At 47.9% G+C, this 19,375-nt stretch carries 18 protein-coding genes; 15 read left to right on the plus strand and 3 right to left on the minus strand.

The genetic code is table 11. From position 1 onward, the window contains the following. Positions 1–3 precede the first annotated feature (3 nt). From miaA to ACN0R8_RS13210, 10 genes are all read left to right on the plus strand, one after another. The gene (gene miaA, locus ACN0R8_RS13165) at positions 4–972 is read left to right on the plus strand and encodes a tRNA (adenosine(37)-N6)-dimethylallyltransferase MiaA (RefSeq protein WP_417598161.1); all 969 of its coding nucleotides are present in this window, start codon (positions 4–6) and stop codon (positions 970–972) included. Between the two features lie 168 nt (positions 973–1,140). Next, positions 1,141–1,392, plus strand: coding sequence for an RNA chaperone Hfq (gene hfq, locus ACN0R8_RS13170; protein ID WP_078320221.1), 252 nt, complete (start codon positions 1,141–1,143; stop codon positions 1,390–1,392). A gap of 15 nt (positions 1,393–1,407) precedes the next feature. After that, positions 1,408–2,742: a ribosome rescue GTPase HflX gene (gene hflX / locus ACN0R8_RS13175; protein ID WP_417598165.1), complete on the plus strand. Its 1,335-nt coding sequence runs from the start codon at positions 1,408–1,410 to the stop codon at positions 2,740–2,742. Between the two features lie 135 nt (positions 2,743–2,877). Further along, positions 2,878–4,131 carry an FtsH protease activity modulator HflK gene (gene hflK / locus ACN0R8_RS13180; RefSeq protein ID WP_417598167.1) on the plus strand — a complete coding sequence of 418 codons (1,254 nt, stop codon included), beginning with the start codon at positions 2,878–2,880 and terminating at the stop codon, positions 4,129–4,131. Then, entirely contained in the window at positions 4,131–4,997 is an 867-nt protein-coding gene (hflC, locus tag ACN0R8_RS13185) for a protease modulator HflC (protein ID WP_417598169.1), read from the plus strand. Before hflK ends, hflC begins: the two co-directional genes overlap by 1 nt. Positions 4,998–5,246: 249 nt before the next feature. Next, the gene (locus tag ACN0R8_RS13190) at positions 5,247–5,438 is read left to right on the plus strand and encodes a DUF2065 domain-containing protein (RefSeq protein ID WP_417598171.1); all 192 of its coding nucleotides are present in this window, start codon (positions 5,247–5,249) and stop codon (positions 5,436–5,438) included. A gap of 146 nt (positions 5,439–5,584) precedes the next feature. After that, positions 5,585–6,784 (plus strand): ATP phosphoribosyltransferase regulatory subunit, encoded by a 1,200-nt coding sequence (locus ACN0R8_RS13195; protein ID WP_417598173.1) that lies wholly within the window; start codon positions 5,585–5,587, stop codon positions 6,782–6,784. 58 nt (positions 6,785–6,842) lie between these two features. Then, positions 6,843–8,138, plus strand: a complete 1,296-nt coding sequence (locus tag ACN0R8_RS13200; protein ID WP_417598440.1) for an adenylosuccinate synthase — start codon at positions 6,843–6,845, stop codon at positions 8,136–8,138. 125 nt (positions 8,139–8,263) lie between these two features. After that, the gene (locus ACN0R8_RS13205) at positions 8,264–9,196 is read left to right on the plus strand and encodes a LysR substrate-binding domain-containing protein (RefSeq protein ID WP_417598175.1); all 933 of its coding nucleotides are present in this window, start codon (positions 8,264–8,266) and stop codon (positions 9,194–9,196) included. A gap of 168 nt (positions 9,197–9,364) precedes the next feature. Then, positions 9,365–10,177, plus strand: a complete 813-nt coding sequence (locus ACN0R8_RS13210) for a DUF1338 domain-containing protein (protein ID WP_417598177.1) — start codon at positions 9,365–9,367, stop codon at positions 10,175–10,177. 123 nt (positions 10,178–10,300) lie between these two features. Here the strand turns inward: ACN0R8_RS13210 and ACN0R8_RS13215 are convergent, their stop codons facing one another. Next, positions 10,301–10,666 (minus strand): hypothetical protein, encoded by a 366-nt coding sequence (locus ACN0R8_RS13215; protein WP_417598179.1) that lies wholly within the window; start codon positions 10,664–10,666, stop codon positions 10,301–10,303. Between the two features lie 256 nt (positions 10,667–10,922). Here ACN0R8_RS13215 and ACN0R8_RS13220 point away from each other — a divergent pair, with 256 nt between their 5' ends. Further along, positions 10,923–12,542, plus strand: a complete 1,620-nt coding sequence (locus tag ACN0R8_RS13220; RefSeq protein ID WP_417598181.1) for a GMC family oxidoreductase — start codon at positions 10,923–10,925, stop codon at positions 12,540–12,542. A 42-nt stretch (positions 12,543–12,584) separates the two neighbouring features. Here the strand turns inward: ACN0R8_RS13220 and ACN0R8_RS13225 are convergent, their stop codons facing one another. Both ACN0R8_RS13225 and ACN0R8_RS13230 read right to left on the minus strand, forming a co-directional pair. Continuing rightward, the gene (locus ACN0R8_RS13225; protein WP_417598183.1) at positions 12,585–14,249 is read right to left on the minus strand and encodes a hypothetical protein; all 1,665 of its coding nucleotides are present in this window, start codon (positions 14,247–14,249) and stop codon (positions 12,585–12,587) included. Between the two features lie 126 nt (positions 14,250–14,375). Continuing rightward, the gene (locus ACN0R8_RS13230; protein WP_417598185.1) at positions 14,376–15,425 is read right to left on the minus strand and encodes a GlxA family transcriptional regulator; all 1,050 of its coding nucleotides are present in this window, start codon (positions 15,423–15,425) and stop codon (positions 14,376–14,378) included. Positions 15,426–15,823: 398 nt separating this feature from the next. Here ACN0R8_RS13230 and ACN0R8_RS13235 point away from each other — a divergent pair, with 398 nt between their 5' ends. The 4 genes from ACN0R8_RS13235 (at position 15,824) to ACN0R8_RS13250 (ending at position 19,250) form a co-directional block, all read left to right on the plus strand. Continuing rightward, positions 15,824–17,047: an aspartate aminotransferase family protein gene (locus ACN0R8_RS13235; protein WP_417598187.1), complete on the plus strand. Its 1,224-nt coding sequence runs from the start codon at positions 15,824–15,826 to the stop codon at positions 17,045–17,047. A 153-nt stretch (positions 17,048–17,200) separates the two neighbouring features. Next, positions 17,201–17,845: a hypothetical protein gene (locus tag ACN0R8_RS13240; RefSeq protein WP_417598189.1), complete on the plus strand. Its 645-nt coding sequence runs from the start codon at positions 17,201–17,203 to the stop codon at positions 17,843–17,845. Continuing rightward, positions 17,842–18,549 carry a hypothetical protein gene (locus tag ACN0R8_RS13245; protein ID WP_417598191.1) on the plus strand — a complete coding sequence of 236 codons (708 nt, stop codon included), beginning with the start codon at positions 17,842–17,844 and terminating at the stop codon, positions 18,547–18,549. Before ACN0R8_RS13240 ends, ACN0R8_RS13245 begins: the two co-directional genes overlap by 4 nt. Before the next feature lie 8 nt (positions 18,550–18,557). After that, a complete protein-coding gene (locus ACN0R8_RS13250) occupies positions 18,558–19,250 on the plus strand; it encodes a hypothetical protein (RefSeq protein ID WP_417598192.1) in 693 nt (230 codons plus the stop codon). Positions 19,251–19,375 lie beyond the last annotated feature (125 nt).

Genomic DNA, 19,375 nt, shown 5'->3' on the forward strand with positions numbered 1-19,375 from the left:
TTTATGCAACACGATTCTGATACTTCGTCGTTTAGGCAAAAGCCATTGGCCGTATTTCTGATGGGGCCAACAGCCGCAGGGAAAACAGACTTAGCTGTGCATCTGAGTGAAGAACATAATTGCGATATTATCAGTGTCGATTCTGCGCTTATCTATCGGGGGATGGATATTGGCACAGCAAAGCCGGATGCCGAAACGCTGGCCCGTGCTCCTCATCGTCTGATCGATATCAGAGACCCTGCTGAGTCATACTCTGCAGCAGAGTTCCGGGAGGATGCTTTACGGGAAATGTCTGATATTCAGGCGTCAGGAAAAATTCCGTTATTAACTGGCGGAACTATGATGTATTACAAGCGTCTATACGATGGTGTTGCGGACCTGCCCTCTGCTAATGCAGAGGTTCGCGAGCAACTGGATGCCTGGGCAGAAAAAGATGGTCTCAAAGCACTGCATGATCGTCTGAAAGAGATCGACCCGGTTTCTGCTGAACGGATTCACCCTAATGATCCTCAACGCCTGCAGCGTGCCTTAGAGGTGTATGAGCTTAGTGGTAAAAGCCTGACTGAGCACTGGCATGAGCAGAAACAAAACCGGGAGAGCTTTCCGTTTCGGGTGCTATCCCTGGCGGTCAATCCGACGGATCGACGGCTGCTGCACGAGCGAATTGCGCAACGTTTTCATTTGATGCTGGCACAAAATTTTCTTGCTGAAGTGGAAACGCTGCGAGCAAGAAAAGACCTTCATCTTGGTTTGCCGTCAATACGCTCAGTGGGTTATCGGCAGGCCTGGGAATACCTAGATGGTCAGTATGACTATGATACCCTGGTCCACAAAGGTATTGTGTCTACCCGGCAGCTGGCTAAGCGACAGATAACCTGGTTGAGAAGTTGGCCTGAGTTGAATTGGCTGCCAGCGGAGGCCCCGAATCTTAGGGATTTAGCGTTGAAAAAATTAGAGTCAAGCCTTATTTAAACTGGTATGATAAAAATTGCTGCAAGTACCCCTCCAGGCAGGTGCTCTGTTCTGTCCAAAGCGGATTGTGGTAATTGGTGGTTTGTTAAGGCTTATCGATAAAGCTGTTATTGTTGATCACCTCAAAATTAAATCTAATAATCAAAAATTAAAATTAGGGAGAGCGGTATGTCAAAAGGGCAGTCTCTACAAGACCCTTACCTGAACATCCTTCGTAAAGAACGTGTGCCGGTATCTATCTTTTTGGTCAACGGTATTAAATTACAGGGCCAGATTGAGTCTTTTGATCAGTTTGTTATTCTGCTGCGTAATACGGTAAGCCAAATGGTTTACAAACACGCAATTTCAACTGTTGTACCTTCCCGTAATGTTCGTCTGCCGGCGCAGGAAAAAGCCCCGGGCGAAGCGGGTACTGAATAATCTTCGGAGTAATACTTGTTTTTCGAACGTCCTGATTCTGGTGAAGTAGCTGTTCTTGTCCATATCCATTTACCGGATGAGAAAGACCGGGAAGACCCGGGTGAATTTCTGGAGCTGGTGCGTTCAGCAGGTGCAGACCCGGTTGCCTTAATTGAAGGTAGCCGGTCTCAGCCCAGCCCGAAATATTTTGTTGGTGATGGCAAACTCGAAGAGATTCGTGATGCTGTGACCTCCCATGAAGCTGAAGTTGTTCTTTTCAACCACGCCTTATCTCCATCCCAGCAACGTAATGTTGAGCAGGCACTGCAGTGTCGGGTGCTGGATCGTACTGGTCTGATTCTGGATATTTTTGCCCAGCGTGCCCGTACCCACGAAGGGAAGCTTCAGGTTGAGCTCGCTCAGCTTGAGTATATGTCTACCCGTCTGGTTCGTGGCTGGACACACCTTGAGCGTCAGAAAGGTGGTATTGGCCTTCGCGGGCCAGGTGAAACTCAGCTGGAAACAGATCGCCGATTGTTGCGGGAGCGCATCCGTCAGATCAATAAGCGTCTGGACAAAGTCCGCAAACAACGGGATCAGAACCGTCGCTCCCGGCGCCGCGCTGATATTCCATCTGTTTCATTGGTAGGGTATACCAATGCGGGTAAATCAACGCTCTTTAATGCACTAACAGAGTCTGATGTTTATGCTGCGGATCAACTGTTCGCAACGCTTGATCCGACTCTGCGTCGTATTGTTATGCCGGATATCGGGCCAGTTGTATTGGCGGATACCGTTGGCTTTATTCGTCACTTACCCCATAAATTGGTGGAAGCTTTTCGGGCAACCTTGCAGGAGGCTCAGGAAGCAACGCTTCTGGTGCATGTGATTGATGCTGCAGATGATGATCGTGATGGCAATATTCGCGAAGTGAACAAAGTTCTGCAGGAGATTCAGGCTGACGATATTCCCTGCCTTCTGATCTATAACAAGATTGACCGTATGCCCGGTTATGAACCCCGTATCGAACGTAATGATCAGGGTGAGCCTGAACGGGTTTGGATTTCTGCGGTCAATGGTGAAGGGCTTGATCTGGTTTTGCAGGCGGTTGGTGAGCGTCTGTGTGATGATATTTTCAAAGGTGAGCTGACGCTTGAGCCTTCTGAAGGCCGTTTGCGCGCGCTTTTATATCAGCAGGGCGCTATCATCGATGAAAACGTCAGCGATCAGGGGGAGTTTGTGCTTCAGGTGCGTTTGCCGGAAGCAGACTTTATCCAGATGCTTTGTCGTGTGGGTGTTGATCCTAAGCGTTATTTTCCAAACTATGGTGTTGAGGATTTTATGCTGGATTCTGATGCAGAGCTTTCCTGAGTCTGTATGGAGCCCGCATAGACAGTAAGCCATTTTTGCGCAGTGGGAGCTGATCTGAGCTTCCCGCTGTGCCATAAAACAATTCGTAACTTTAACGGAAGCTGTTGTCAGTTTTCTCGGAGAGTGGAGATAGATATGGCTTGGAATGAGCCGGGTGGCAATAAAGATGATAATCGTGATCCCTGGGGTAACGATAACAAAAATGGTGGCCGCAACGACCAGGGACCACCGGATCTTGATGAAGCCCTGAAGAAGTTTAATGACCGTCTTGGTGGTATTCTTGGCGGCAAAAAAGGTGGTAGCGGTGGCAATGGCGGAAGCAGTAGTGGTGGCAACAGTCCATCTCCGTCTGCCAGCTTCGGCCTGCTTGGTATCATTCTGGTGGTTGCCGCATCTGTTTGGGCTGTGGCAGGTTTCTATCGTGTAGATCAGGCAGAGCGTGCGGTTGTTTTACGCTTTGGTGAATATTATGAAACAGTGGGTGCAGGTCTGAACTGGAATCCGGCTTTGATCGATACCGTACAGACTGTGAACGTGACGAAGGTTCGTTCCCTGAGTCGCCGTGCACTGATGCTGACTGAAGATGAAAATATCGTACAGGTTAACCTGTCGGTTCAGTACCGTGTTGGCAGCCCGAGAGACTTTGTGCTTAATGTGCGTAATCCCGAGCAGAGTCTTGAGAATGCGACAGACTCTGCTCTGCGTCATGAAGTTGGCTCTTCAGAAATGAATGATATTCTGACTGAAGGGCGTGAAGCTTTAGGTCAGGGCGTGAGAGCACGGCTGCAGCAGTACCTGGATAGCTATGATGTAGGCCTTGAAGTGCGTTCTGTTAACGTAGAGAGCACATCGGCACCGGATGAAGTACAGGCTGCTTTTGATGATGTAATTAAAGCACGTGAGGATGAGCAGCGTGTGAAAAATCAGGCTGAAGCTTATGCTAATGGCATCATCCCTGAAGCGCGCGGTAAAGCTCAACGTGTTATCGAAGAGGCTAATGGTTACAAAGAAGAGATCATAGCCCGGGCCGAGGGTGAAGCCGATCGCTTTGTGCAGCTTCTGACTGAGTACGAAAAAGCACCTGAAGTAACCCGTGATCGTTTGTATCTGCAAACGATGGAAGAGGTAATGGCCAACTCCAGTAAGGTTCTTGTTGATGTTGATGGTGGCAACAACATGATGTATATCCCTCTGGATAAAATGGTCGGAGGCAGTGCTTCATCCCGTAGTGCGGGTATGAGCTCAACCGATCAGAGTCGCTTCTCCGGAGCCGCTCCGTCTCTGAGTTCTGACACTGAAATTGATGAACTGGCTGATCGCGTTCTGCAGCGTCTGCGCGAAAAAAGTGCTAATTCCAATGCCACTTCAACTCGTAGGGAGGGTCGCTAATGCAATCTAAGTCTTTTTCGGCACTTATCCTGATTGCCATTCTGGCTTTAGTCGGTTCGAACAGTCTTTATATCGTTAATGAAACTGAGCGTGCCATTAAACTGAAGTTTGGTGAAATCATCGATTCAGATATCAAGCCCGGTCTGCATTTTAAGCTGCCGGTTCTTCATACAATCCGTAAATTTGATGCCCGTATTCTTACCATGGACTCCCGTCCTCAGCGTTATCTGACGCTGGAGAAGAAGGCGGTCATTGTTGATTCCTTCATTAAATGGCGTATTGCTGACGTGCAGCAATACTATGAAGCCACCTCCGGTGACGAGTTAGTAGCGGCCCGTCTGCTGGCACCTCGTATGGATGAAGGTCTGCGTAACCAGTTCGGTGAGCGCACCATGTATGAAGTGATCTCCGGTGAGCGTGACGAGTTAATGGATGAACTGACGGTCAGATTGAATACCATTACTCAGGATGAACTGGGTATTGAGATTCGCGATATACGTGTGAAACGTATCGATCTGCCACCTGAAGTAAGTCATGCCGTATTTGAGCGAATGAATACGGAACGTCAGCGTGAGGCTCGTGAGCACCGCTCTGAAGGTAAAGAGATTGCCGAAGGTATCCGTGCGGATGCAGATCGTCAGCGTCAGGTGGTTTTGGCAGAGGCGTTCCGTGAGTCTGAGCGTATTCGTGGTGAAGGCGATGCGGTTGCTGCTGCAACCTATGCCAATGCTTATACCAAAAACCCTGAGTTTTATTCGTTTATCCGCAGCCTGGAGGCATACCGTAATAGTTTCTCCAGTAAGAGCGATGTGATGGTGCTTAAGCCTGAAAGTGAATTCTTCAACTATATGAAAAAATCGCAATAAGGTTTAATCACGATTAGAAATACCCCGTAGTTTTTTGGCTGCGGGGTATTTTTTTGTCCGCCGGAAGGCTATGCCTGTTGTATTTTTTTAATAAAAGCCACTGGCAAACCATGGTTGTAAATCCTAATCGTGGTAGAATGTGTCGAACCGGGTTCATCCCGGTTTTTTTGTGTGCAGATTCCGGCAAAAGGGTGGATAAGCAGTACTAGGCTGCCCCTTAAATTAGCCCGCTTTTGTGGAGATACTCTGTTGGATTGGCAGGTTTTGGTTAGTGCGCTGGCCCTGGTGTTTGTTATAGAGGGGATTATCCCCTTTGCAAATCCTTCCCGCTGGCGCCGGTTGGTTGCAACAATCGCTGAGGTGCCGGATCAGCATCTTCGTATGATGGGGGCGATCAGCATGTTGATCGGCCTGATCATACTGTACCTGGTGCGGAGTTGATCAGGCGTCAGTATCAGCTTTAATGACCATCGGGTACCGAAAAAATAACGGGTAAGTCATTGCTTTAGACTCGGATATATCTGGGTTGGAAAGGCTTCTAGTCTGACCGGTGATGGATAGATACAGATAAAAAAACAGGCTGAATTATGACCATTGCAGATCGTTGGTTACTTCCAGATGGCATGGAAGAGGTGCTGCCGCCTCAGGCACGGCAGATTGAAGAGCTTCGTCGTGAATTGTTGGATCTGTTCCATAGCTGGGGCTATGACCTTGTTTTCCCGCCTCCAGCTGAATATCTTGAGTCTCTGTTGACCGGCAGTGGTAACGATCTGGATCTGCAAACCTTCAAAGTGACCGACCAGATGACGGGTCGGATGATGGGTGTTGCAGCGGATATCACACCTCAGGTTGCCCGGATGGATGCTCATTCCATGAAGCGACAAGGTGCTGCTCGTTTCTGCTATTGTGCTAATGTGCTGCGGACAAAAGCTGGCAGCATGCTGGGTTCACGTAGTCCTATGCAGCTTGGAGCTGAACTTTTTGGTCATGAGGGGCTGGAAAGTGATAGCGAGATTCTGGGGCTGATGATCTCCGCGCTTATTACAGCGGGTGCCGGAAAGATTTATCTGGATATGGGCCATGTAGGCATTTATCGGGCGCTTATTCGTGAAGCAAACCTTAGTTCAGATCAGGAAAAAACACTGTTTGATGCAATTTTGCATAAAGCTTATGGCGAAATTGATCAAATAGTGGCAAGAGATATTGCTAATGAGTCTGTGAGAGGTATGATTTCACGTCTTGCGCGTTTGAACGGTGGTGTAGATATTTTGGCCCAGGCTCAGATTGAGCTGGCTGATGCTCCGGCATCTGTTAAAGAGGCCCTGACCAGTTTGGAGCAGACGGCTAACGTCATTAAAAACCAGTATCCAAATGTTGAGATAAACTTTGATCTTGCGGAACTGCGTGGTTATAACTACCACACAGGGATGGTATTTGCGGCATATATTCCAGGTTATTCACATGCGATTGCCCAAGGTGGTCGATATGATGAAACCGGAAAAGTATTTGGACGCGCACGGCCTGCAACAGGCTTTAGTGCTGACCTGAAAATTCTGGCAAAACTCTTACAAAAAAATGATCCCGTATCCGGTGTGTATGCGCCGGCAGGTTACAGCGATGATCAGGAGCTTCTCTCTACGATTCGGGCTTTGCGCAGTGAAGGCACCCGGGTGGTGAGTGGTTTACCTGATCAGAATGTCAGTGCACTTGAGATGGGTTGCGACAGTGAGCTGGTCCTTAAAGATGATGGCCAGTGGGTTGTTGAACCAATTAACCGAATTTTTTAATCAGCCTGCATGGGCGAGACTGTTTACAGTCTGAGTTCGAGTGAATGAGAAAGCAGTAATGGGTAAAAACGTCGTAGTACTAGGCACCCAATGGGGTGACGAAGGTAAGGGTAAAGTAGTTGATCTGTTAACAGAATCCGCTGCTGCAGTTGTCCGTTTTCAGGGCGGCCACAACGCCGGCCACACTCTGGTGGTTAATGGCGAAAAAACAGCGCTGCACCTGATTCCTTCAGGCATTCTGCGCGACAACGTGAATTGCATAATTGGCAATGGCGTTGTACTGGCTCCTGATGCTCTGTTAGAAGAGATTCGTATGCTGGAAGAGCGTGGTGTACCGGTACGTGATCGTTTACGTCTGAGTGCGTCATGCCCATTGATTCTGGAATACCATGTGCGCTTGGATCAGGCTCGTGAACGTGCCCGTGGTGCTGATAAAATCGGTACAACAGGTCGTGGTATCGGTCCAGCGTATGAAGATAAAGTTGCTCGTCGTGGCCTGCGTCTTGGCGACATGATGAATGCGGAAATATTTGACGCGAAAGTGCGTGAGATCGTCTCCTATCATAACTTTATGCTGGAAAACTTCTATAAAGAAGAGCCGGTAGATGCAGAAAAAGTGATCGCAGATTGCACGGAAATGGCAAAAGAGCTGCGCCCGATGGTTTGCGATGCAACCAGCGAGCTGCATGCCTACCGTAAGAACGGTGATAATGTCATGTTTGAAGGTGCCCAGGGCTCCCTTCTGGATATCGACCATGGTACTTACCCGTTTGTAACCAGCTCTAACACCACCGCTGGTGGTGCTGCGACAGGTTCCGGTTTTGGCCCTTTGTATCTGGATTATATTCTGGGTATTACCAAGGCTTATACCACTCGCGTAGGTTCCGGCCCGTTCCCAACGGAGCTGTTTGATAGCTGTGGTGAGCATTTGGCAACAAAAGGCCATGAGTTTGGCACAACAACAGGGCGTTCACGTCGCTGCGGTTGGTTTGATGCTGTCGCCTTGCGCTACTCTGTTCAGGTTAACTCTATCTCTGGTATCTGTCTGACAAAACTGGATGTACTGGATGGCCTGGAAACGATTAAGATTTGCACGCACTATAAGCTGAAAGATGGCACCTTACTGGATCTGCCCGTTGATGCATCTGCTTTTGGTGACGTTGAGCCGGTTTATGTTGAGATGCCGGGCTGGACTGAGTCCACGGTTGGTGCAAAAACTATGGATGAGCTGCCTCAGGCTGCCCGCGATTACGTAGCCTTCCTGGAAGAGCAGGTTGGTGCTCCGGTTGATATTGTATCTACTGGCCCAGATCGCGAAGAAACCATCGTATTGCGTGATCCGTACAAAGCTTAATCCTAAGTGAAGTACCTACGTTTACGTTAAGAAAACCCGATGTGAAAGCATCGGGTTTTTACGTTTTGGCAGGAGACAGAAGTTGCAAGAGTCACACCTGCCGTGCGCTATCAGGTTAATCCGCTATGCCTAAATATCTTCCATCACTGCGTGCCCTTCAGATCTTTTCGGTTGCTGCCCGGTTAGGCAGCTTTAAACATGCGTCCCAGCAACTCTTCATTACGCCTCAGGCCGTAAGTTTACAGATTAAGTCCCTTGAAGATCAGCTGGGCCTGAAGTTGTTTGAACGGAAGCCGTCCGGCATCGTCATTACGAATTCCGGTCAGCAACTGTTGGATTATGTGGAGCGAGGCCTGGCATTGATGCAGCGTGGTGTGGATGAAGTTTGCGGCCAGCACCATAGACCTGTCATTCGAGTCAGTTCATCGCCCTGGTTTGCGGTGAATTGCCTGTTACCTCGCCTGTCGGAATTTGAAGCCGCTTACCCTGATTGCCTTGTTCAGGTATCAACCTCTGTAGCTTTTCCGGATTTTGAAGCTCAAGGTCTGGACCTTGCCATTCAGTGGGGATTTGGTGAGTGGGGTTTTGAGTCACAGCAGCTGCTGTTAACGGATGATAAGCTGATTGTCTGTGCACCAGAGCTACCGAAGCGTATTCCCCTGAGTCAGGCGGGTGATCTGATTTATCACCGACTACTGTGCACTCCGTTATCTGTTCCGCTATGGGGACGTGTGTTGGATATACTGAAGGTCGATGCTGCAGTAGACCAGCAAGTTCTTCCTTTAGACAGTCATGCTGGGCTTCTTGAAGCGGCAAACCGGGGGTTGGGAGTCGCTATGATATCAACAGGCGATGCGTTGGATGGTATTGCAGCAGGGCGACTTGTTGCGCCATTAGGTGAGCAACCAATCAGTCGATTAAATCCTGCGCTGATGCCGGGGTACTGGCTGGCCCATAAAGAGATCGCACCTGAAAATGCCAGGGTCAAAGCGTTTATTGATTGGATGCAGGACTGGTTACAAGATCATCCTAGAGCTGTAAGGGTAAATTTATATTGATTATGGGGTTAAGTTTTTTTGTTTGTTGATGGATTTATTTGTTATCAGAATAGAAGTGCAATCGCCGTGAACAGCCTGTTCTGCTAACAGGCTATATTTAAGCGGCAGCTACGCTTAAAGTGACATTTAAAACAAAAAGGCTATCAGCCGTACAACTCCAGGTGACCTATGAATCCGGTTCAGTTTTTTGACAATCTTTGGCAGGACTATATTGCTATCACACCTCAGGCAGAGGTGATCCGTAAGGTATTTGAAAACACGGATGGCGAAGTGATTAATGATCATGTTGCTTTTCGCACCTTTGCCCATACACCGCTGCAGCTGGAAAATCTAGAACCTCTGGTACTGGCGATGGGATACAGCCTGCAGGATGAATATCAGTTTAAAGCAAAGAAATTGCGTGCCCGTAGTTATATCCATCCGGATTCCTCTGTACCGAAAATTTTTATCTCTGAGCTACTCACTGAGCAACTGAGTGAATCCGCCCAAAAGATCCTGGCGAAATACATTACAGAGATCACTGCAGAGCCGGTTGATCAGAGTGTATTTTGGTCCTCACGTCACTGGAGCGCCCCAAGCTTTGATGATTACAACGAGTTGATGCAGGAAACTGAATACGGTGCCTGGCTACTGGCGATCGGTATTCGCGTGAATCACTTTACGGTTAGTATCAATCACCTGAATAGCGTGACGGACTTCCAGGCAACGGATAAGATTCAACATGTCCTCGGTCGTGTTAAAGTAGCGGGCTATGCTGTGAATACTGTGGGGGGTGAAGTGAAAGGATCACCTGCTGCACTGCTGGAGCAGGGCTCAACTATGGCTGACCGTAAACAGATCGAGTTTTCCGGTGGTGAGAAACACGAAATTCCGACCTGCTTTTACGAGTTTGCCCTGCGTTATCCAGACTCTGATGGTGTGGTATATCAAGGATTTGTTGAAGCAAATGCGGATAAGATTTTTGAATCAACAAATAGCTGATATATTTTTCCCCTCCTCCGAAAGCACGGTATACCTGATGCTATGCAGATCGTTCTTTTGGAGGAGAGGTCTGCTACTTGTGTGCCAGATATCTTCGCTCTGCAAAGCTAACGTCTTGTGTGCTCAGGGTTGCAACACCAGGGTTGGCCTTAAATCTTTATTGCCTTTCAGTGCACAGAACTCTCTTTTCTGTCCATCTGCGTAGAATACCTGAACATTAAACCCGGCCCCTGAAGGGTGATTCAGAAATAGTGTACGGGACTCTCCGGAAGCAAGGCGGAATGTTTGCAGGCTGGACTGGCCGTCGGCACTGCCAAAGTCCAGCTTGATAGCTGTGATCATTTGCGCACTTCGGTTTTCAAAGCGCACGCCAAAACCCTCATCTGGTGCCAGAGCATATCCGATAACTCCCCCAGCTATCAGTAACAATAACAGGGCCTTACGAGAGATCTGTTTTAACTCGGTAAAGAAAGTCATTACTGTGCTCACCTATAGTATTCCCTGTTACTTTAGCATCTTATTATATTTTAAAGCTAAGACAAATTGTCGCGCTGGCTAGCAAAGCTGGTGTGCTTTTAGATAGGGCTCTGGAGAGAGTGCCTATGCTGATAGCTGTACTAATCGAACGTATGTTTGATTGTTTCCATGGCATTGATTACTCTGATATGACGCTAGCCGTCGATGACTTCAGGTGCAGACAAAAAACGGACTATAGTGATAACAATAACAAGAGACCGAAGAAACCATGATGGATTATGTGATTGTAGGCGGCGGTGCTGCAGGTTGCCTTCTTGCTGAACGTTTAAGCCGTAACCCGGATTGCCAGGTTACGCTTTTGGAGGCAGGGGCTGCTGATACGAGTCCCCTGATTCATATTCCGGCCGGAATTCTTGCATTAATGCGTAGTAAGCGGCTGAACTGGGCGCTTTATACTGAACCCCAGAAAGGGCTGAATCAGCGCCGGCTATTCTGGCCCAGAGGCAAAACGCTGGGGGGAAGTAGCTCTATTAATGCGATGTGCTATACACGGGGGCAGCCGGAAGATTTTGATCTTTGGGCAGAAAGTTTCAATCCTGATATCCGGCATGACTGGCACTATCAGGAGCTTTTGCCTCACTTTAAACGAATAGAGGATTTTGAACGCGGTGCAGATCCCTGGCACGGTGCAGGCGGTGAGCTGTCGGTACAGGCATTGCGGCATTTTAACCCCTTATCTGAAGCTTACCTTAGAGCCGGACAACAATTAGGGTTGCCTTTGAATCATGATTTTAATGGTCAGGATCAGTGGGGTGTCGGCCCTTATCAGGTGATGCAGCGTGATGGTAGCCGCTGCAGTAGCGCTAAAGCTTTCCTCGCCCCAACTTCTGAGCGGCGTAATTTGACGGTGATTACCAACGCTCGTGTACAACGCTTAAAAATACGGAATCAGCGTGTTTGTGGCCTTTATTATAAGGTCGCGGGTCATGAGCTATATATTCCGGTCAGCGGAGAGATCATTCTTTCAGCGGGCGCTCTGCACACCCCTCAGCTTCTTATGCTCTCCGGTATTGGGCCGGAGCAGATGTTAGCAGAGCACAATATCAGCGTGCAGCATAAGCTGGAGGGTGTCGGGAAAAATCTTCAGGATCATCTGGATATCAGTGTGAGTTGGCTGGAGAAAGGCTGTCGGTCGGTCTCCCTTAATCCTGTTTTTTGGCCAAAGGGAATTAAAGGTGTACTGGACTACCCGAAACGCAAGGGCGTGCTAACTTCGAATTTTGCAGAAGCCGGTGCTTTTTTAGCGACTGACCCTAATCAGTCCAGAGCAGATGTTCAGCACCACTTTTTACCGGCTCTGGAAGTAGAGCATGGTTTGAATCTGGCACCAACTATACGTTATTTCGGTTATACCCTGAGAGCCTGTTTGCTACGCCCTAAAAGTCGAGGATATGTCGGATTGCGCTCTGATCAGTATCAGGATGCGCCGTTGTTACAACCTGACTATCTGAGTGATGAGGAAGGCGAAGATATAAAAGGTATGGTGCGGGCACTGGACAGCGCTCGGGAGTTATTGAATCAGCCGGAAATAAGACGGCTTGGTAAAAAAGAGTGGCGACCGGGTAAGGCGTGTCAGACCCATAAGGAAAAAGAAGCTTACATTCGGCAGTTTGCCGAAAGCATCTACCATCCCGTTGGCACCTGTAAAATGGGAAGTGGCACCGATGCGGTTGTTGATCATCAACTAAGGGTTCACGGCATGGATAACCTGAGAGTGGTTGACGCATCTGTGATGCCAAACCTCGTTAGTGGCAATACGACTGCCGCGACACTGGCTATTGCGAGCAAAGCGGCAGATCTTATTCTGTCAGAGGATTCAGCCTGTTGAAGTGCTCACCCCCTGATGGGTGCCTGCAGGTGAAATGGTATCTTAGTTTGAGGCAATCGGTGGTGGTGATGGAGAAGGATTGCCTGCTTCATTTTTTGTCGGTGTCTCTTTCTGTGGTGTCAGTGACATTATTGTGGCGGGGCTTATCAGTATTTCTTCTTTTTTCAGGTTAGGGTTCCAGCGCAGATCCAACTCTTTTAGCTCAGGTAGATCCAGTTTTAGTTTTTCAAGCTTTCCTTTACTCAAAATCAGCTTTTTAAGTTTAGGCTGGTTAGTAAGCTGCAGGTTTTTAATTGCTGTCTGATTGATAAACAGGGCTTCCAGATTAGGCTGCGTTGCGAACCGCGCATGTTTCAAAGGGTTTCCAGTAAGCCTCAGCTGCTTTAGTTGAGGCTGGGCTGATAACCTGAACCCAGTCAGATTATTCTCCAGCAGATTTAGTTTTTGCAATTTAGGGAGTGTTGGCAACGTAATGCTTTTCAGCAGATTATTACTCAGATCAATGTCGGTCAGATAACGACTGGAAGGCAGAAGCACCTTTTTTAATGCCTGCTTCTGGCTATGGATAACCAGAGATTCAAGACCCGAAAGGTGGCTCAGGTTAAGCTGCTCAACACCTGGAGAAAGGCGGAGTTTCAGGCTGCGAAGATTGCTGAGTACTTTAAACGCATGAGGGTCTATATCAGCCCCTAAGCGGCAGTCCAGGCTGAAAACCTCAACGGTGTAGTCCAGCTGGTTTGCATCAATACAATACAGAAATAAACTGCTGTTACCCAGAGCCTTGTACAGGTCTGGCAAAGGGTTATTTTTTACATTCAGGCGATTCAGCTGTCGCAGGCCGTTTAAATTCAACGCTGTCAGTCGGTTGTTATTCAGCTCCAGTTCGCGGATATTGGGGGCCTGGCTCAGGTCAATCGTCTTTAGTTGTTGATGACTGATCGCTAGTTGCTTCAGTTTTGGAGTCGCTCCCAGTTCAATAGTTGTCAGATTACCTTCCTGCAACCAGAGCTTTTCCAGATCTGGCTGCGTATCCAATGTGAGCTTCTGCAAAGGCGTTTTCCGAACCTCCAGATTGACCAGTTTCTGAGTGCTGGAAAGATCCAGCCATTTAAGCTGGGATCGGTCGCTGTAAAAGTCTTCCAGAGACGGCGTGTTAAGGATCAGTTTGTTCAGGGATTTGCTGTTAAGAAGACTAAGTGAGCGGAGTTCAGGTTGATGGATTTTCAGCTTTGTCATGTCTTCAAAGCCTAATGTCAGCTCTTCCAGTGCAGGCATAGTCTTCAGAGCATCTTCAGCAATTTCTCCATCTCTGCCGTCAAGAGCCAGAGTTCTTAGCTGAGGGTAATGGCTGAACTTCATTGCCTTCAGGTTATTTGACGGAAACAGCTTCAGACTCTCGAGTTGACTGTTTGCCCGAATATCCAGCCAGCTGATCTCATTAAGGCTCAGGTCCAGTTTCCGAAGGTTTGGAAAGTAAAAAAGTTCATCTGCAGACTGAATATTGCGCAGGCTGCAGTCTAGCTCGGTGATTTCAGCCGGGTCGGAAGTCTTCTGTTCAAGTACACAGGCTTTAAAATTTTCATCCTGAAAAGGAATCTGTTCAATGCTAACAGACTGCTTACTTGTTGACGGTATGCCAGCACAACCGTTCAGCAACAGCGTCGTAAAAAAAGTGAAAAAAAGAACAGAGTTAGTAGACCGGGACACGGCAGATCCTTCTAAGGTTTATGGGGCTGATATTCAGGGGTAATAGAGACCAAATGTAGAGGATCGGCGCCACTCTGTCGAGATATCAGGCCGCTGCTGATAAATGCCGCGTTATGAAGACTTTTATCAGATGAGCTGAGAGCGCTGAGTTACCACAGGATGTGGATTTATATTTTCCTCCTGGTCCTGCAGGCGTTTACGTTCTTCTCTGGGTGTCAGACCGTAGTGATTACGGTATGCAGTGCTGAAGTAGGAGGCACTGGCAAAACCGCAGGATAACCCAACCTGAAGAATCGGTTTGTCAGTTTGGCGTAGCAGTTTACGGGCCTGTTCCAGTCGCAGTTCCAGATAATATTTGGAAGGTACGGTTTGCAGATGTTTTTTGAAGAGGCGTTCCAGGTGGCGTCGGGAAACGCCTACATGCCGAGCTAGGTCATCAGCACTTAAAGGCTCTTCAATATTGGCTTCGATTAGCTGGACGGCCTCGATCAGCTTGGGCTGGCTGGCACCAATCCGGGCTTTCAATGGGATACGCTGGGGGTCATCTCCGGTGCGCATACGTTCGCAAACAAACTGCTCTGAAATAGATGCAGCCAGATCCATCCCATGCTGCTGGCGGATCAGAAACAGCATCATATCCATAGCCGCCGTGCCACCACTGCAGGTGTAGCGTTTATCGTCGATTTCAAACAGGTTATTAGTGACCTGAGTATGCGGGAAATCTTCCCGTAGGCTGTCGATATCCCACCAGTGAATCGTTGCTTTATGATTGTTTAAAAGTCCAGCGCAGGCGAGAATATAAGAACCGGTTCCTATGCCTCCGATAGCCATTTGGTTGTCTCTTTGCTGACGTAGCCAGGCGATAATGGCATCATTACCGGTTCTAGCGATAGGACTTGCGCCACAGACAAAAATAGCATCTAACTCTGGCAGGTCATTCAGGCTGTGATTAACGAGTGTTTGCACCCCAAAACTACTGGCGACCGCTTCGCCGTCATGACTGATCAGTGTCGTTTCGTATAAATCGTCACCGGTTATCCAGTTTGCCATACGCAAAGGCTCAATCGCTGATGAAAAAGCGATCAGGGAGTAGTTGGGTACAAGCAAAAAACCATAGCGCTTTGGCCGGGCTTTAGCGGTGAAACTCTTGGTTCGTCCTGACTGACTGGCTTGCAACGGGGCTATCTCCTGAATGTTCGTCTCAGACAGCGTACTTGGATGAGCGTATTTGGCATATTTGGTTCAAACCAACTGTAGAATACCGTTTTACGGAACTGATAGCCGCTGACAGATTAACAAATGTCAGCTTAGAGCAAGTTTGTGTCGCGCTATAACAAATCTGGCTATGTTATCCCAGCTCACTTTTACCGATACTGTAACCAGAAAATCTTCTGGTTTTATCTGGAAAGCATAGTCGTTTCAGGCTCAATCAGAAGGCACGAAATTTTAACCACGTGCTTTACAATAACTCAGTGCAGAACCAGGCTGCCATTTTCACCCCAAAGTGTCTGCGCTGAAAATGATAAAACAGCTCGCTCGATTATGGCATTCGAGCTAACAAGGTAAAGGTTGATATGACTACACAGCAAGTGAACCGCGCTCTTTTTGATGATGTTATGGTGCCGAACTACAACCCTCAGCAGATGGTGCCGGTTCGCGGAGCAGGCTCTCGCGTATGGGATCAGGACAACAACGAATATATCGATTTTGCCGGTGGTATTGCGGTAAATGCTTTGGGTCACTGTCACCCTGAGCTGGTGTCGGTTTTGAAAGAACAGGCTGATACGCTGTGGCACCTGAGTAACGTCTTCACTAATGAGCCTGCGCTGCGTCTGGCGAAGAAACTGACCGATGCCACCTTCGCGGACAAGGTTTTCTTCTGTAACTCCGGTGCAGAAGCTAACGAAGCGGCCTTCAAGCTAGTACGTAAGTATTCTTACGATAACTTTGGTGCCGAGAAGAACGAGATTATCTCCTTTAAGCAGGGCTTCCACGGTCGTACGCTGTTTACTGTTTCTGTCGGTGGTCAGCCAAAATACCGTGAAGGTTTTGAACCGGCACCGGGAGCTATTGAGCACGCTGAGTTTAATAATCTGGACTCACTTAAAGCCCTCATCTCCGATAAAACCTGTGGCGTCGTACTTGAGCCAACTCAAGGTGAAGGCGGTGTGATTCCAGGTAATGCTGAATTCCTGAAAGGGGTTCGTGAGCTGTGCGATCAGCACAATGCACTGCTGGTATTTGATGAAGTACAGACCGGCGTAGGTCGTACGGGTCATCTGTATGCCTATATGGAAAGTGGCGTAGTACCGGATGTACTGACAACCGCTAAGTCTCTGGGTGGTGGCTTCCCAATCGGCGCGATGTTGTGCAGCGATAAAGTGGCTCCAAGCCTGGGCTTTGGCACTCACGGCAGCACCTACGGTGGCAACCCACTGGCCTGTGCCGTCGCTGAGAAAGTTCTGGATATTATCAACACTCCTGAAGTGCTGTCCGGCGTTGCAACCCGTAATGCAATTTTCAATGAAGAACTGAATAAACTGAATGAGCGTTTCGGCATCTTCAAAGAAGTCCGTGGCAGCGGCCTGCTAATCGGTGCAGAACTGATCGAAGCATGGCACGGTAAGGCGGGTGAATTCCTGGCTGCAGCTCGCGCGGAAGGTCTGATGATGCTGGTCGCAGGCCCTAACGTACTGCGTTTTGCACCATCTCTGATTATCCCGGAAGCGGATATCCGTGAAGGTATGGCAAAACTGGCTGAAGCCATTGCTAAGGTAGTGGAAGCTGCTGAGGCGTAAGAATCTAGCCCGAATAAAGCGGTAATACTAAAACGGCCATGGGTGAAAACCCATGGCCGTTTTTTTGGGTATGTTAGGTCTTGCTTTTTTCTGTGCTATAGGTAACTTTTGTCCTGTGTCCCGGTTTTTAGGACGTCTGTTGTTGGAGGAGTGATGAAAAGTCAAGATGTTGTTCTGATGCTGAAACTGATTTCTTTGCAAAAACAAGAAGTGCCTCGATCAAGCTTTGATAGGGTGCGTGATGCTTGGCCGTTGGATTGGTGCGATTGGGATGAGGAATTGGAAGATAGAGGCCTCTTAGATAGTGTAAATGCAGAGCAATTCAGGGCAACGGTGTATACAGCTCGCGCTTTAGAATTGGAAACAGGGATTAGTAAGACTCAAGTCAATGAATCATTGAAGCGCTGTATTGATATAGGGCTTGCCAAAAAAGACAGAAAATATGGTGTCCCGCGTTGTAATTATGTAGCTCTGGAAGAGGTTTTGATCTCGGGGGCTAAGTATTTTTTTCATGTAAAACCCGGGACTCTAGTAAGGGGTATAGGAACCGCATTCGCTGCTCCAGTTTTGCATGAAATGCTTATTAGTGCAGGTGACTTAATTCCTGTATGGCCAGATGCATCGGGTCATAGTAAGGGGCTTGCTATTGAGCCTTTGCATAAGTCGGTTCCTTTTGCTGTTCGAAAAGATCCTGAACTGTATGCTCTATTAGCACTTGTTGATGCTATTAGAATTGGTCAGCCCAGGGAAGCTAACCTTGCCAAAGAGATGCTTCAGAAAAGGATGAAACCCGCATGAGCCAGTACGTCACGCAAAGACAGATGTTGATTCAGGTTGCAGAGGCATTAGGGAGCGACTTACGGAAAGAGGTGGCCTTTGTCGGAGGTTGTACAACAGCATTGTTTGTTACAGATGAAGTGACGTTGGAAAATATCCGTAGTACAGATGATGTCGATTTGATTATCCATGTTATTGGATATAGCGGTTTCAACCAGCTTCAGCGTCAACTTCAGGTGAATGGCTTCAGAAACGCTATGCCTGAACCAGGGGATGAGGATGAGCCTATTTGTGCAATGAAGCTAGGTCAGCTGAGAGTTGATTTTATGCCGGATGATGAAGCCGTTTTGGGGTTTACAAACCGCTGGTATAGAAATGCTCTTGAGCACGCTGAAGATCATCGATTGAATGATGATGTGGTTATTCGCCTTGTTGACCCGGTATATTTTGTTGCCACTAAGTTAGAGGCTTGGAAAGGAAGAGGCGGTGGCGATACTTTGGGGAGTCGTGATCTTGAGGACATTCTGAATGTTGTTGATGGTCGCCCAGAACTTACTGATGAAATCCATCAAGGACCTGAAGATGTAAGAGCGTATATAGCAGAAGAGTTCAGAACTTTACTTGAAAATAGCATGTTTGAATATGCTGTTTCCAGTCAGGCTGATGGTTCTGATGAGCGTGAAAATATCCTCTATCAGCGTATTGAAGAAATGGCAGGGGTATAAAAATGCACATGGAGTGGCGCAGTCAGAAGGGGCAGGAAAGATTAAATAATTCTGATGCGGCGGCAATAGTTTCATTCGGGTCTGTGATCGGGATTGTTGTTGTGGATGCAGCTGAAAGCGGACAAAGTTATGAATTTGCAAATTTATGGGCTAAGCGCTGTGTTGAGCTTGTTGAACCGGAGGATCTTTTCTCCTCAGAATCTTTGATACTGAAAATCCAGAGTCAATGGCGATCCCTTCGTTTGCAATACCTTTACGAAAAAGCGAGTTATTCTCTAGTGGTTGTAGATACAAAGGCTCGGAAAGGTTTGCTGATGTTTGTAGGGGATGTCAGGGCTGGTTTAAGGGCGGAAGGTGAGGGTATCGATTGGTTAAACCTGCCACACACAGTGGAGTTTCAGTTTCTTCAACATGATTCTGCAACTGAGATGGCAGTAAGCGCACGGCACCAGCTTACACGCTGCTATAAAGCGAAACGTTTTGATTCACCTGAGCTTGTTCCATTTCAATGGAATGGGAGCCAAGATCTTATCCTGTGCACAGATGGTTACTGGCGAGAGCATTTACTGGATAATGTGCTTTTGTCAGACCTGAAAGACGATAGTAGTGTGCTACGCCTTTCGAAAAGAATTTATAACCCAGTTATTGATTCCGATGTTGATAACTTTTACCTGCAGAATGCAAATGTTCATAATTCATGAACAAGCTGTTTCCGTGAATGTTAGGTGTAAAAAGACGTTCTTCATCTCCCCTTTATTTTCCCCCCCTATGTCCCCAATCTAAAAAAAAGGTCGCATCCCGGACAGAAACTCTTGCGCGCTTCAAC

Origin of the sequence: Oceanospirillum sp. (assembly GCF_048265165.1) — a bacterium.
Classification (GTDB): domain Bacteria; phylum Pseudomonadota; class Gammaproteobacteria; order Pseudomonadales; family Halomonadaceae; genus Oceanospirillum.